Genomic DNA, 14,102 nt, shown 5'->3' on the forward strand with positions numbered 1-14,102 from the left:
GCTTAACAAGTGATACTCTTTCTCCTAATCCACGAGGAGAGGGGCGTCTTACACAAAATGGCAGGTCTTCTGACTGACTCTTGTCTTATTTGCCTTCCCGAATAACATCAGTGGCGTTAAATTAGTTCAATTATAAGACATTGAACAGAGTTTCACAGCAGCGGGACTGTCCGGGATTTACACCCGGTTCCCTATTAATCATCGTCCGTTGGATACGGATTCTGAACCATTTCGGGGGGCAAAGATAAATAAATATTGAATAGAATGTTCCTTTTTTGCACGAAAGTTTCGATTTTGTGCAATGCTTGTCCTTAGTCCGGAAGATAAAGTGATAGGAGCAAAGTATGATGCAGAGAAGTCTTTTCATCGTACGGAGATGATTCGCCTGGATATTAATTGCTGGTCGGGGAAATGTAAACGGGTTTGATTCTTTAATTTGTGTGTAACCTTGCTTCTTTTCTAAACCATCTTTCTCCTGATATTGTTAGGTTGATAGTTATTAATTAAAAGGAGATATTCATTATGAAAGAAAAGAAAATAGCTCGTGAAGAAAGAAACCAGGAGAAGCTGGCTAACGGTGATTGGGTAATGGCAGAGTTTTACGCAACGTGGTGTCCTCACTGCCAGCGCATGAAACCGGTTGTTGAAGAGTTCAAGAAACTGATGGTAGGAACATTGGAAGTGGTGGAAGTGGACATCGACCAGGAGCCTGCCCTTACTGATTTTTATACGGTGGAGTCGACTCCTACCTTTATTCTTTTTAGAAAAGGGCAACAGCTTTGGCGGCAATCCGGCGAATTACCTTTGGAAAGATTGGAAAAAGCAGTGAAAGGATTCAAATTCTGAAAAAGATTTTAATCTAACTCCACGGATATGGATTTTGTCACTTTTGTCACAGATAGTATAAAGAAAGCACATGTATACTGTGCTGTTTGGATACAGTTATTTTAATAAGGTGATAGCAGTTTTTATCTAATACTTCTTGGTTTTAACTAAGTTTGATAGAACTGCTATCATTATATCCACTTTTTTAGTGTATTCTTGGAAAAACTACTATCTTTGTACTGTCGTAATAATTAGAGAAATGGTTATTGAGTTTGAAAAGGAGTATCTTTCAGAACTTTATTATGAAGGTAAATGTAACGATAAGAAGCATCGTTTTCAACCTCAAGTAATAAGGAATTATGTGAAGCGAATTGTCACTTTGGCTGAAGCATTGAATGTAGAAGCGCTTTATCCTTTAAATTCGTTGAATTATGAAGTATTGACAGGGAGTAAAAAAGATATTTCCTCTATTCGGATTGATAAACAATATCGACTGGAATTTAAAATATCGACTACGGACTCTGAACCAATCATAACTATTTGTTCTATTATTGACATAACAAATCATTATAAATAAGAATAGTATGTCTAACTTAGGGTATTCTTTTATTCCGGTGCATCCGGGAGAGATTATAAAAGAAGAATTACAATCTCGTGGTATATCGCAGAAACGATTTGCGGAAGTGGTAGGCGTGTCTTATACGATGTTGAATGATATATTGAATGGGCGTCGTCCTGTATCTACGGATTTTGCCTTATTGATTGAAGCTGCTACCAATATAAATGCGGAAATGCTGATGAATATGCAGACAAGATATAATATGCAGATTGCCCGAAAAGATAAGAATGTTATAGCGCATTTGGAGAACTTACGGAAAATATGTGCCACATTGTTATAATTTAGTTCAACCTCAACTCATGCAGGCATGCCTGCACTTCTTCAAGACTGCCGGTATGTTTTCCTTCATCATCCGACAGTTTGATACATTCCCTCCACTCCTGATTGACATTCATCTTGCATTGCGTCAGTTTCATCACGATGTTCGAAGGTTCGAACCCGGTATCGTTGGTGAGATTGGTGCCGATTCCGAAAGAGCAGTGGATTTTGTTTTTGCAGTATTCTTGAATGTCTAATGCTTTTGTAAAGTCGAGGGCATTGCTGAATACGATGGTTTTGGTTGTCGCATCGATTCCCAACTCTTTGTAGCGGGCAACCAGTCGGTCGATAAATTCAAATTCATTGCCGGAATCGCAGCGCACACCGTCGAAAAGTTTAGCTTGTTTACGGCTAAGGTTGCTAAGGAAGATGCCGGATGTATATGTATCGGAAAGTGCGATACCCAAATCACCGTCATAAACATTCACCCAGTTTTCGAGTGCCATATAATTGGCATGTTTATATCCGAACTGTGCTCCATGAAACATAAACCATTCGTGAGGGTGAGTCCCCATCATTTTCATTCCATATTTCATTGCGAAGTTGCAGTTGGAAGTCCCAGTGCAATATTGCGCTGTCTCGTTCAGTCTTTTGATAACTGTTTCCTGCACATCAATAGAGAATCTTCTCCGTGTGCCAAATTCTGAAAAGCGGAGCTGATGTTGGTTCGATAACTCTATTTTCTCCGACAGCTTGCAAAGAATCCCGTTCATGTCTGCTACATGGCCGAAGAACCGGTTTTTGATTTCAGAAACAATAGCGAGCAAAGGTACTTCATATAAAGTCACTTTATAAAGCAAGTCAGTCACTTCGATGTGGAGATGACAGGCTTCATCCAGATGAATATCAATCTTATTCGGGTCGAAACGAAAAGAAGACAACCACTCCCAGTAGACTCTCGGAAGAAATCTGCAATTCTTCGTCATGTATTCTAACTCCTCTTCCGTGAATCTCAACTGACTAAGATTCTTGATCTCTGCCTTGAGTGTTTCCAGAAAAGCTTCGGTATACTTTGTTTCGTTCCGGTCATTGAAACTAAAAGTACCCATTGCATAAGGAAACTGTTTGATATAAGCGTACGAGGTGGTAAACTTATAGAGGTCTGTATCTAGTAGTGTTTTAACAATCATGACGTTCGTTCTTTTCTATTAATAACGTTGTAAAGTTAGTATTTGTTGAACGAAATAATAGCCTGCTGACAGATAATTATTCCATTTTGGGGATCGATTTATACCTGATTATCTGATATTATCATTAATTTTGCCGTAATTATGTATTAAATAAAAGATGTTTGGTATGAAAAACGCTTTGGTATATAGCTGCGTATTACTGTTGTTATCATGTGGCGGAAAAACCGGAGGAACTTCGCAATCTTCTTCCACGAATCAGGAAACACAGGAAAACGCTTTAAGCGAAAAAACTACTGCTATTTCCGAAGCTTTCTCTATGGATTTTTATAAAGGAAGTGATTGGATTATTCCTGATACGCTTTCCGAATCATTGCTAAAAGAACCGGAAGCATCTTCTTTGAAGGTCTATGACTCCGACAGTATTTGCCGGAAACAAGTAGATGGCGTGGAACGTTGTTTTTACAAGGACTCATTGATGAACGGTGCTTATAAGCACTTTTATTTTCGCTCGACTGATTCTTTTGTGTCGGAACCCTATTATTCGGTAGTTGTTTATAAAGACGGAATAAAGAACGATACGGTGCGTCATTACAGTATCTCTTCCCATTGTATGACAAGTCGTATAATCACTCTTGACAGTATTTGTGAACTTTATCAATCTTATTATTCCAACGGATATCCCCATATCTTTTACCAGGCTACACGAGGTAAACTTAATGGAGTACGTCAGAGATGGTATTATGATGGAAAGCCGGACTGGTTTGAACACTATAAAGATGGGAAGCTAAACGGAGAGGAAATGAGATGGCATGCCAACGGACATCTATGGCAGGTTAATCATTATATTGACGATCAGGAAGTGTTACCGACCGAATGTTGGTATTATAGCCATTCGGAATACGCTTATAATGACCCTGACGGGGTAGCGGAGGCTCCCGACTGGTATGAGTATAAATATCAGGCATCAGAAGGGACTCCCTTTTATTACATTCAAGAAATTTATGCATTGGAGAACGGCAAAAAGTATCTTCTGAAACGAAAATATTTTGAAAAGGATTCCGATGAGCCGATATACTTCATGGATGATAAGTGTGATTCTGTAAAACGAAGCATTGTGACGGTCGGAACTCAAAAGCGGCTGGATATAAGGAATTATTCTGGCGGGCGGCTACGTCGTTTCGAGAGTTATCCGTACTCGGAGAAAGGCGTGCCGGGTGTCATGACTGAAATTTATTCTGAAGAAGGCAACCGGATTGCAAAGAGTATGTATGACTATCATAGTGGAAGAATGATTTCCTTGCGTATGTATAGCAATACAGGGGCAGACGTGAAAAAACTTGAATTTGCTGAATATACGAATATGAAGGCGGATAGTTGTAATAAACAGCTTGATTCTGGTAAAGGGCGTTATACAGACAATCAAAATAAACTGTCCGTGCGCTGGAAAAAGGGGGAACTCGCACTGCTGAATTCTCCGGCGAAAGAAGATGAAGATGGATTTATAAAATGGTACTATGATGGGTATCAGTCTGATTACGGTCTGCATTTTTTTCACTATTCAGGGTTTGAGAGCTGGGGTTATTTTGTGATGAGTGATGTTACAGGAGAAGTTTACGAATATCGTAGTATAGATACTCCTTTATTCTGTGGAAAATCCGGTCTTTTCCTTGTTGTAGATGAAAATCCGTATAAGGAAGAATGTTATGTCCGCGTTTACAAGATGCTTCCCGAAGGACGTTTGGCGGAAGTTGCCGCACTCAATCGGGGAGGAGGGGATTATTTTGAGGTTGATTTGGACGATTTTGTCTGGGTGGGTGAAAGTTCATTCATTGCCAATAAAAAAACGTCGGAAGATGAACTTCAATGTGACTTTTACGGAGGATGCTCTGACAGTTGCCTGGAAGAGTACAGGAAGTGTGGCTATCTGCAAATCGACGAAGACGGCTGGGGGTATGTGCGCGTCGATCTTCGTCCTGATGCTTTGCAGACTAAGCAGGAGCTTCCGTCTTCACTAGAAGCTATTAACGAAATGAATGCATGGGTAAAGTCATTGTGAAACCCAGAAACAATGGAAAATCATGCATCCACTCTTCCCCCTTTTCGATAGATATTTTAAGATCATTACTGTCTATTCTACTAATTCCCGGTTGCATCCGCTATTGATAAATAGCGAAAGAAGCCATATTCCCATTATTGTCATTTTATTCATTGTATTAAAGTTATGTTCTATGATAACGCTACTGTCGGGTTATGAGCAGTCAGGCCACCATCTACGACGATTGTTTGTCCCGTGATGTACCTTGCATCGTTCGAAGCCAGAAAAGCGATGGCAGCTGCGACGTCTTCCGGTTCTCCTAAATAAGGAGTGGCACATTGGCCGAGGAAGATGTTGCGTACATCTTCATTCAGGTTATCCAATGCCGCGGGGGTAAGTACCAATCCCGGGGCTACGGCATTGCAGCGGATATTTTTCTTTCCCATTTGGGTAGCGATGTATTTCGTCAGGTTGATGACGCCCGCTTTGCTGGCACCATATAATGTACCGTTAGCATCAGCAGTAAGTCCGCTTATGGAAGCTACGTTGACAATGTTTCCGCCGCCATTGGTAGTCATGATAGGGATGACCTGTTGAGAAAGGTACATGGTACAGCAGAGATTCAGGTGGAATGCCTCGTCAAAGTAATTGATATCCAGCTTCTCGATGTTAAGGTCACGTTTGGGATCGGTTCCTCCTACATTATTAATCAGTACATCTATTCGTTGATATTCATTCATAGAAAAATCAATCAGCTCTTTGCAACTCTGGAGTTCGGTGGCGGAGAAATAGACATGGCGCACGTCGGCCCCTGCATGAGTAAGTTCGTTGGCAAGCTGTTCCGCCTTTTTTTCAGAATGGTCAGCGATGACTACTTTGCCCCCTTCGGAGACAATGCGGCGTGTGGTTGCTTCGCCGATACCACCGGCAGCACCGGTGATGACAACTACTTTATTTTCGAATCTGTTCATATATTGGGAATTTGATAGTTACCTTCTATTAGAAACAGCTGGCAGAGGAATTTGTTAGACCTCATAAACGCTCTTTAATAAGATAAGGTGTCCGATTGGAAAACATTTGCATCTCCTCCGGTTTTATGCCCTGATTATTTAAGAAAACTGTTAAATGTTAATGCTTAACCGCTTATTTGTTAATACGGTTCAGATTCTATTAAACCATGTTATAAGATACGCTGCATTGGGCCGAAAATTTGGAGATAACCGAAAAGTCCGTATCTTTGTACTGTGTTTTTCATAGTATTAGATTTAAGGTTAACAAAAGATTGGCTGTCTGGGATAGATAGCCTTTTTTTATGCCTGTAAGTCAGATACGGATCAGGAAGACTAAAACAACGAATATTGGTTATCCCGCAGACTCTTCATCTCCCGTTCCTTTACTATATCATCTTCGGATAAATGACCGATGAGCAACGGCGAGTTTTTATCATGTTTCTTCATATTATATGCTGCTGTATTATAATTACCTTTGATGGCATAGCAATAAACACATCCGTTCAGACAACTTTCATAAGTCCCGATATCAATACTTTCGATACAGTTGCAGATATTACGCTGGTTTTTATCCTTTTGAGCAAGGATAGGATAACCGGTGATCTTTTCAATCAGCCCTTTATCAATGCACAAGCCGCTGGGAATACCCAAATGTCTTAAATCTACCTTGACGGTACAAGTGTCCAGCTGTATACCGGGATAAATATCTATTGTCTTTTTAAAGGAGACGGCCATTTCTTCTATTTCCTCTTTGGTCAGCGGATTGATGTTGAATGGTTGTATCGAGTTTCGGATATGGGGGTAATGATCTATAAATCCCAACATACATTTCGAGGTATGGTCTTTGAGTTCATGGGCAATCCGGGCGAATGCTTCCTGGTGGAAAGAAACGTTGTATTCCTCATTCGTCAGTATCGGATCATATCTCCAAATCATTTTTTCTCTGCCAATTTTGTCTGCCAGCTTTTTAAAGGTATCAATTCGTTTATCGATAGATGGCAAACGATTCTCCAATTTTTCTCCGTAAGGGTTGAGTGTAAATTGGAAGTAATAGTTGTAATCCTGTAATTTATCCAGCTGGTTAAGCATCGGGGCCGGGTTCTTGGTCCAGAATACGAAACAATCAACCACAGCAGGAGATAAGGAAATCCTGCTAATCATTTTCGGATGATAAGGATTGGGCACTAATACATATCCTTCTTTTATCCGGTTGAAAAACCATTGAGAATAGAATGCCGGAATATCTGTCCGGCGGCTGGCACTGATTATCATAGTTCAAAGTTACGAAAAAAAACAATGTCGTTTCCATGATTAGCCTTTTTTTCTATTCTTACTTATCCGGGGAGCAACTTATGTGAATGAATATGTTAAATGTTAACGGATGAAGTCTGAAATGTTAATGCGATTCTCGGAGTATTAAACCCTGTTATAATATCGTCTGTTTAGGCGCTGAAATTTGCTATTTATCTGAAATATGGTACCTTTGTACTGTGTTTTTTTCATAAGTATTAGATTTAAGGTTAACAAAAGATTGGTTGCTCGTGATGAGTAGCCATTTTTTGTTTTTATACACGTTGGTTGTTTATTCCTTAATCATCGTTAGCAGCATTTTAAATTTCTCCACTACACTTCTCGAATATGCATTGTTTGTCTATAACAAAAAACGATTTTTATTGTTATAGTACGAAAGACTTAATAAACGAACCATTATGAAGAAGAATATTTTATTTTTCGGAACACTTGTAGGTGTTCTCTTGTTGGTTTCTTGTTCGGGAGGAAACAAGAAACAGGCTGCGTCCTCTGTCACTTCGGAGGAATTGGACAATGCCAGTAAGGTGATAAACTATTATCATACATCGCTCATCGTGTTGAGGCATGTAGCCAATGCGAAAGACATAAATGCAGTTTTGGGATATATGGAACAGACAGGAAAAGTTCCTGAAGTATCTCCGATTGCACCACCTGAAGTATCTGCCAGAGATACAGCGGAATTGATGGATCCGGGAGATTATTTTAATATAGAAGTCCGTCAGAATCTGAAGCAGAGTTATCGAGGACTTTTCAGTGCAAGGACGCAATTCTATGATAATTTTAATAAATTCCTCTCTTACAAGCAGGCAAAAGAGACTGCAAAGATCGGCAAGCTCCTCGACGAGAACTATCGGCTTAGTGTAGAAATGTCGGAATATAAACAAGTGATCTTTGATATTCTAAGCCCTCTGACAGAACAAGCTGAAAAAGAACTGCTTGCCGATGAACCGTTGAAAGATCAAATCATGGCCATGCGTAAGATGTCCGGCACCGTGCAAAGCATCATGAATCTCTATTCACGCAAACATGCGCTGGATGGTATGCGTATTGATATGAAGATGGCCGAACTGAAGAAAGAACTCGAAGCTGCAAAGAAACTTCCTGCTGTCACAGGTTATGATGAAGAACAGAAGAATTATTATAGCTTCCTGACTTCTGTAGAATCGTTTATGAAAGATATGCAGAAAGCCAGAGATAAAGGTAGCTATTCCGACGAGGACTATAATGCGATGTCGGAGGCCTACGAATACGGACTTTCCGTTATCTAAAGAATCTTCCTCTGTTTGAATGTGAGCTACAATCATGCTCTTTCAAACAGAGGATGTTTTTTTATTAAGAAAAGGTTTGCCGTCTTTTCAATTGTACCTTATTCTCAAATAAGGATCCTGCCTTAAATCCTTATCTGTTTATCATTCCGGCATATCTGTTCTTAATAGGACGACTCTCTAATTTATAAAAAGTCCTTTTTTTACTATACCTCTTTAAACAGGAGCTTTACTTTTGCATTTGAATTAAGAAATAATATCTTTGCTCTATGCAATCATTTCAACTTATAAAACCTTGTTTGGCGCTTGCTCCTTATATACGGCATTACTGGATATTGCAAGACGATTCAGTGACTCCGGTTTCCGAACGGACTCTGCCTATTGGCTGTATGCAACTGGTATTTCATAAAGGGAAACAACTCCTTTTGTTGGGCGAGTCGGAACTACAACCTCAATCCTTCATTTCCGGACAATCGGTCGGCTTTTCGGATGTACAGTCGACGGGTAGGATAGAAATGATTACTGTTGTTTTCCAGCCTTATGCAGTCAAAGCATTGTTTCATATTCCCAGCCATCTGTTTCACGGACAAAATGTAGATACCGATGCGATGGAAGATGTAGAACTGTCGGATTTGGTGAAACAGGTCACTGACACTTCTGATAATGCCGTTTCTATTCGTTTGATAGAGCAGTTTTTCCTTCGTCGTTTATACACCCTTCCGGAGTATAACCTCAAGCGGATGTCTGCTGTGTTTCATGAAATAAACCTCCAGCCGCAAATCAACATTGCTCATCTGTCGGAAACGGCCTGTTTGAGCAGTAAGCAGTTTGGACGTATCTTTGCCGATTATGTCGGCACTACCCCCAAAGAATTTATTCGTATTGTCCGTATGCAGCGGGCATTGTCAATGTTGCAGCAGGATGCCACTATCCCTTTTGTACAAGTAGCTTATGAATGTGGTTTCTCCGATCAGTCTCACATGATAAAGGAATTCAAACTCTTTTCCGGTTACACCCCTGCCGAGTATCTTTCTGTCTGCGCTCCTTATTCCGATTATTTTTCCGAACTTTAAAGATGTCCCTTTTTTCCTATCAGGCTTCCTCGTGTTGCCCTACTTTTGCAGTGTCTTTGCAAAGGCTTAGTAGTAACGATAAAAAAGAAACGAAATGAAAAAACTAATTGCATTTTTTGAGATTCCTGCTTCCGATTTCCATCGGGCTGTCGATTTTTACGAAACAGTATTAGGTATGCAACTTCCGACTTTTGAATGTGAAACAGAAAAAATGGCTTGTTTCACAGAAGAAGGTGAAACCGTCGGTGCTATCTCTTATGCTTCAAATTTCGACTTTCTTCCTTCCACGCATGGAGTGCTTATCCATTTCAACTGTGAGGATATAGAACAGACCTTGGAAAAAGTACTTCTGAAAGGAGGGAAAGTAGTCATTCCCAGAACAAAGATCGAGGCGGACGGCAAAGGATGGTTTGCCGTATTCACTGATAGTGAAGGAAACCGGATTGGCATTTATGCTGAAAAATAACAGGTAGGAGAGAGGAAGGCAGCCTGTTATAGCATAATATGCTTTTAGATGCGGATAACGCAAAATGACACGGATAAGAAGATTATAAATCTGCTAAATCCGTGTCATCCGCGTCTAAAAGATAGACTTATCAGGGTTTTGCACTGTCCTCCAAAAGTCAGACGTTAAATCACATCTTTATTCATTCTCTTTATTCCGCCATTTGTCTGTCCGCATTATTCTACCGGAATATAAATTTCCGTCAACAACTCTTCGGGAGCAGTGTCGCATGGATTGTTCAGATAACGTTCCGCGCTGGCTTCATCACGCAGCGTACATTCCATTTCGGGCAGACACTTTCCGTAAATCGTATCATACACAGCTTGCAAATTGTCATACGGACCTTTATACAAGAAGATAGCATAACGTCCGGCCGGGATCACCTTAAATCCGACATCACTTTTTGGGGTTACCTTTACAGGCATTACCATACATACGTCTGTACGCAGTTTTTCTGCCGGTGTCACTTTCGGATCATCGTGATAGATGCAAAGCGGGCTGAAATCTCCCATCGGCAACTGTTGTTCTTTGATGAATTGGAATAAACGGCCCCAGGTGCCACCGTAATCATTCAGTTTGTAATCGCCGGTGAGGCGGATATAAATCACATTCCGTTCGGAAACGTTTTTGATCTCTCTTTTTAGTTCTAGGTCTGGCCTGATAATCGCTGGTTTCATAATTACAAAGTTTTTATTGTTTCTATACTCTAAAGGTGAAATACCATAAAATTGCTTGAACACTTTCGACAACGAAGAAGGAGAAGAGTAACCAATCCGATAGGCTATGTCGGCAATCGGAACATCCGAGTAGCGGAGTAGACGTGCGGCAGCTTCTGTCCGCGTCCGGACAATAAACGTACCAATCGGTTCACCGAGAAAAGCTTTCATGATCCGGTGAAAGTAAAAAGGAGAAAAGTTTGAAATTCTGGCCAGAGATTTTAAATCAATGTCTTCTCCCAAATGTTGGTTGATGTATTCCACTACAACATTTACGCACTTTTGATATTCTTCTTTCGTTGTTTTTTTCTGTTGCATAACTTATTCTGGTATTTCACTCCGCAAAGGTATTGGTAAAAAAGCGAAATGACTTGTCCGATATTGCGGAAATGTCAATTTCCTATTTTCTTTCTGTGATTGCCCGATTCCTGTTTTGAGAATTTATTTTGATATATAATGTTCCTTTTAGTGGTGTTATGGTACGAATTATTACCAAGTTTTTAATCACTAGACGCGAAATTGATTTCTTTGTTTTAAATAATGTCAAAAACTAAAACAAAAAAGTTGGTTTTGTTATAAACAATTATTAAAATGACTATATTGTAACCAAATTATTAATAAAAATAGCCATGGATAAAACAATTGTAGGGAACAATGCCGGAAAAGTTTGGTGTGCCCTGAAAGAAATTGGTGAAATTTCAATACCTGAATTGGCAAGAAGATTAAACCTAAGCGTAGAAAGTACAGCATTGGCGGCCGGTTGGCTGGCAAGAGAAAACAAAATTTGTATCCAGCGAAAGAACGGATTAATTGCTTTATCTGATGAAAGCACTTTCCCTTTTAGCTTTGGATAATTACAGATTTTGCGAGTGAGTATCTTTGGATTTCCGTTAACTTGTAAGTAAGAAAATGTCGATATAAGGTATCACATGCAAAGTTTGAACTTAAGAAGTTTAATATTTAAAAGAGTTGCTCCGTAATAGGGCAACTCTTTTAACGTATAATAAACGTATAAAAATATCAAATCGTTCTTGTTGATAGGTAAAATATAGATACTTATATTTCGCAATAATAATAGTCGATTTTTCTTTAAAAGTTCTACTTTGGAGGATTTTTCAGAATCCTACCCGCTTTCTTCCTAAAGAGAAATCCATGCCTTCGTAATTATAGATTTCAGCCAGTGTCATAGGTTGTGTCTGTTGGGGGATATCCAGTCCTTCTTCCTTTATTAGTTGGTTTACTTTGTCGGTTGTCAGGTCTTTAAATTCGTACCGGGCAGCCAGACGTCCTTTTCTAAGCAAGGCTTCGTCGATATCTTTTAGTGGAGCGTTGAATGTGCAGATAAATTTGATACATAATTCATCGCTTAATAGTCCGTCGCTGATATTCAGTATGTTGACTAGTCCGGCATTCATGCGGTTGCTTCCGTTGCGGCTTGACAATAACTCTTCGCAATCTTCTACGATAAAGATCGAATTCTTTTGTTGGCGGATAAAAGTGATAAAGCTAGGGTCCGAAAGTTTGTCTACCAGGTCGCCGCTCATATAAATCATTCTCTTTTTTCCGAGATTGATAAGATGACGGATATAAGTTGTTTTCCCCGTACCTTGTTTCCCGTGCAGAATGATTAAACCGCTTTTATTCTCCTCTAATAGGAAGTTTTCGATTTCAGCGGCTACGGGAGCAAAATCATTGTTATAGTGGCGGTCAATCTGAATGGCCGGCTTATTGATTTGCGATTGTTTCAGGCTGAAGTAGTTATGAGCGTATGTTACTATAAATAGGTTGTTCAGTTTCTCATTCTCCTTTTTGTGGTTTTCGCAAATTTGATTGATACGATCGATTTCTTCCTTATCAATATTGGAATAGGCTATTTTTATGCAATTATCAAAATAGCCAATCATTAAATTCTTTTTGCAGATAACGATGCAATCATATAACTCTTTTGTAGATGTATCTTCTTCTTCCTCCTCTTCCTCTTTTTCATTCTCAAAATGATTGCAATATATATGCTCGAATATATCGAACGCATCGTCTTGCTGATAAAGTTCTTTGATTTCTTTCAGGAAATCCTGGTTTACTTTATATTTCACCATTTTCATAGAAGGGAATCGTTTGAATATCTGATAGAATAGACTACAAATGCTACTGTCGCTGAACCAGCCTGTGGAGTAATCGAAAATATCTGTGAAATCTGCGAGTGTGTATTCTTTACTCATTTTTTCTTTTTATATAAATAGGACGGCAAAGGTACTAAATAAATCTATGATATGGACTTATCCGATTTATCATTTTCTAGAAAAACATTGGTATGATAGTTTCCTGCATTTATATCAGCGCGCCCCCTGCAAACGATTTTTCATTTTCATTTCTCATATTCTCATAAATAATACGGTAATTATATGTAAATCAATAATATAATAGTATGAGAAATAAAATATAAAATGGTATTTCTCATACTATTTCTATCATTTAGCCTTAAAAATGATGCATTTCTCATAGGTTTTAAATCGTTTCTCATCTTATTCTCATACTCCTTTTATCTATTTTACTCCTTTCTCATGCATTATGGCTGTATCTTTTCCCAGACTTTATGATTATTCCTTCTTCTTATGTTGTTTATTAAGCAACTTCCCGTTGTTTACTGCTTTCTTGTGTATCATGTACCTTATATCCTTATGCTTTTCCTTAATCATTGCCATTTTTTCCTACTACTATCTGTATCGTTGCACTCCAGTGAACAGATCTTTTCACTTGAGTAGACGGTTCTTTCTACTCTAGTGCACAGGCCTGTTCACTGGAGTGCAACGATGCAGATGCAGGTAGGAAAATATGCGAATGTCTGCTCTATATACTTTCAATAAGCACTGATAATGTATTGTAAAGCAGTGTCTAGTCTGGTATTCAACTTGGTCTTTAGTTTAGGATCTAGCTTGAGAATTTATAGGATAAATAGTCAAAATACTATGAGAAATGATTTGAAAGTTTATGAGAAATGCACTGTTTTCAGTATAAAACGTTGGTAATACTATGAGAAATGCCTTTTTTATTTTATTTCTCATAGTGTTATATTGATGATTTACAGTTGATTATTGTGCAAGCTATGAGAATATGAGAAATGAAAATGAGAAATCATTTCTAGTGGCGCTGCGTCGCTGAATATCCTGTATTCTGCTGGTCATGCCCAATTAACCATTCCAATTAATCCATCCCCTTTAATAATCTCCTTTTGTAATGTCCCTTTGTGGTATATCCCTAGTATTCTTTTTACATTTCGTTCTTTTCTTGCTTCCTT

General features: G+C 39.0%; 13 protein-coding genes and 1 riboswitch. Of the genes, 8 read left to right on the plus strand and 5 right to left on the minus strand.

The genetic code is table 11. The features are described from left to right. Window positions 1–41: 41 nt before the first annotated feature. Window positions 42–246: riboswitch (cobalamin riboswitch) on the minus strand. A 276-nt stretch (window positions 247–522) separates the two neighbouring features. From BSAG_RS00460 to BSAG_RS00450, 3 genes are all read left to right on the plus strand, one after another. Next, entirely contained in the window at window positions 523–846 is a 324-nt protein-coding gene (locus tag BSAG_RS00460; RefSeq protein ID WP_004308986.1) for a thioredoxin family protein, read from the plus strand. 238 nt (window positions 847–1,084) lie between these two features. After that, a complete protein-coding gene (locus BSAG_RS00455) occupies window positions 1,085–1,402 on the plus strand; it encodes a type II toxin-antitoxin system RelE/ParE family toxin (RefSeq protein ID WP_004308987.1) in 318 nt (105 codons plus the stop codon). Window positions 1,403–1,409: 7 nt separating this feature from the next. Then, window positions 1,410–1,724 (plus strand): HigA family addiction module antitoxin, encoded by a 315-nt coding sequence (locus tag BSAG_RS00450; RefSeq protein WP_004308988.1) that lies wholly within the window; start codon window positions 1,410–1,412, stop codon window positions 1,722–1,724. Between the two features lies 1 nt (window position 1,725). Here BSAG_RS00450 and pncB read toward each other — a convergent pair whose 3' ends face one another. After that, window positions 1,726–2,892: a nicotinate phosphoribosyltransferase gene (gene pncB, locus BSAG_RS00445; protein ID WP_004316070.1), complete on the minus strand. Its 1,167-nt coding sequence runs from the start codon at window positions 2,890–2,892 to the stop codon at window positions 1,726–1,728. 166 nt (window positions 2,893–3,058) lie between these two features. Here pncB and BSAG_RS00440 point away from each other — a divergent pair, with 166 nt between their 5' ends. Beyond that, window positions 3,059–4,948 (plus strand): toxin-antitoxin system YwqK family antitoxin, encoded by a 1,890-nt coding sequence (locus BSAG_RS00440; protein ID WP_008019372.1) that lies wholly within the window; start codon window positions 3,059–3,061, stop codon window positions 4,946–4,948. Window positions 4,949–5,118: 170 nt separating this feature from the next. On the opposite strand, the gene BSAG_RS00435 is transcribed toward BSAG_RS00440, so the two are convergent. Together BSAG_RS00435 and BSAG_RS00430 are read right to left on the minus strand one after the other, a co-directional pair. Next, window positions 5,119–5,898 carry an SDR family NAD(P)-dependent oxidoreductase gene (locus tag BSAG_RS00435; RefSeq protein WP_004308991.1) on the minus strand — a complete coding sequence of 260 codons (780 nt, stop codon included), beginning with the start codon at window positions 5,896–5,898 and terminating at the stop codon, window positions 5,119–5,121. 372 nt (window positions 5,899–6,270) lie between these two features. Then, entirely contained in the window at window positions 6,271–7,209 is a 939-nt protein-coding gene (locus BSAG_RS00430) for a DUF1848 domain-containing protein (protein WP_004308992.1), read from the minus strand. A 437-nt stretch (window positions 7,210–7,646) separates the two neighbouring features. On the opposite strand from BSAG_RS00430, the gene BSAG_RS00425 reads away from it, so the two are divergent. The 3 genes from BSAG_RS00425 to BSAG_RS00415 all read left to right on the plus strand — a co-directional run bounded on the left by BSAG_RS00425 (window position 7,647) and on the right by BSAG_RS00415 (window position 10,052). Beyond that, window positions 7,647–8,516, plus strand: coding sequence for a DUF6845 domain-containing protein (locus BSAG_RS00425; protein WP_004317324.1), 870 nt, complete (start codon window positions 7,647–7,649; stop codon window positions 8,514–8,516). Between the two features lie 266 nt (window positions 8,517–8,782). After that, a complete protein-coding gene (locus BSAG_RS00420) occupies window positions 8,783–9,586 on the plus strand; it encodes a helix-turn-helix domain-containing protein (protein WP_004317322.1) in 804 nt (267 codons plus the stop codon). A gap of 94 nt (window positions 9,587–9,680) precedes the next feature. Next, on the plus strand, window positions 9,681–10,052 hold the full coding sequence (locus BSAG_RS00415) for a VOC family protein (RefSeq protein WP_004317320.1): 372 nt from the start codon (window positions 9,681–9,683) through the stop codon (window positions 10,050–10,052). Between the two features lie 215 nt (window positions 10,053–10,267). On the opposite strand, the gene BSAG_RS00410 is transcribed toward BSAG_RS00415, so the two are convergent. Continuing rightward, window positions 10,268–11,125, minus strand: coding sequence for a GyrI-like domain-containing protein (locus BSAG_RS00410; protein WP_004317318.1), 858 nt, complete (start codon window positions 11,123–11,125; stop codon window positions 10,268–10,270). A 311-nt stretch (window positions 11,126–11,436) separates the two neighbouring features. Here BSAG_RS00410 and BSAG_RS00405 point away from each other — a divergent pair, with 311 nt between their 5' ends. Further along, complete coding sequence (locus tag BSAG_RS00405; protein WP_004308997.1) at window positions 11,437–11,661, plus strand: winged helix-turn-helix domain-containing protein; 225 nt, start codon at window positions 11,437–11,439, stop codon at window positions 11,659–11,661. A gap of 261 nt (window positions 11,662–11,922) precedes the next feature. On the opposite strand, the gene BSAG_RS00400 is transcribed toward BSAG_RS00405, so the two are convergent. Further along, window positions 11,923–13,026, minus strand: coding sequence for an AAA family ATPase (locus tag BSAG_RS00400; protein ID WP_004317316.1), 1,104 nt, complete (start codon window positions 13,024–13,026; stop codon window positions 11,923–11,925). Window positions 13,027–14,102 lie beyond the last annotated feature (1,076 nt).

The organism is Bacteroides sp. D1 (genome assembly GCF_000157095.2).
Classification (GTDB): Bacteria; Bacteroidota; Bacteroidia; order Bacteroidales; family Bacteroidaceae; genus Bacteroides; species Bacteroides xylanisolvens.

Excerpts from the sequence above, each read along its gene's own strand:
- BSAG_RS00435 (WP_004308991.1), bottom strand. The coding sequence starts at position 5,898 with ATGAACAGATTCGAAAATAAAGTAGTTGTCATCACCGGTGCTGCCGGT.
- BSAG_RS00425 (WP_004317324.1), top strand. The coding sequence starts at position 7,647 with ATGAAGAAGAATATTTTATTTTTCGGAACACTTGTAGGTGTTCTCTTG.
- BSAG_RS00450 (WP_004308988.1), top strand. The coding sequence starts at position 1,410 with ATGTCTAACTTAGGGTATTCTTTTATTCCGGTGCATCCGGGAGAGATT.
- pncB (WP_004316070.1), bottom strand. The coding sequence starts at position 2,892 with ATGATTGTTAAAACACTACTAGATACAGACCTCTATAAGTTTACCACC.
- BSAG_RS00410 (WP_004317318.1), bottom strand. The coding sequence starts at position 11,125 with ATGCAACAGAAAAAAACAACGAAAGAAGAATATCAAAAGTGCGTAAAT.
- BSAG_RS00460 (WP_004308986.1), top strand. The coding sequence starts at position 523 with ATGAAAGAAAAGAAAATAGCTCGTGAAGAAAGAAACCAGGAGAAGCTG.
- BSAG_RS00430 (WP_004308992.1), bottom strand. The coding sequence starts at position 7,209 with ATGATAATCAGTGCCAGCCGCCGGACAGATATTCCGGCATTCTATTCT.
- BSAG_RS00400 (WP_004317316.1), bottom strand. The coding sequence starts at position 13,026 with ATGAGTAAAGAATACACACTCGCAGATTTCACAGATATTTTCGATTAC.
- BSAG_RS00420 (WP_004317322.1), top strand. The coding sequence starts at position 8,783 with ATGCAATCATTTCAACTTATAAAACCTTGTTTGGCGCTTGCTCCTTAT.
- BSAG_RS00440 (WP_008019372.1), top strand. The coding sequence starts at position 3,059 with ATGAAAAACGCTTTGGTATATAGCTGCGTATTACTGTTGTTATCATGT.
- BSAG_RS00455 (WP_004308987.1), top strand. The coding sequence starts at position 1,085 with ATGGTTATTGAGTTTGAAAAGGAGTATCTTTCAGAACTTTATTATGAA.
- BSAG_RS00405 (WP_004308997.1), top strand. The coding sequence starts at position 11,437 with ATGGATAAAACAATTGTAGGGAACAATGCCGGAAAAGTTTGGTGTGCC.
- BSAG_RS00415 (WP_004317320.1), top strand. The coding sequence starts at position 9,681 with ATGAAAAAACTAATTGCATTTTTTGAGATTCCTGCTTCCGATTTCCAT.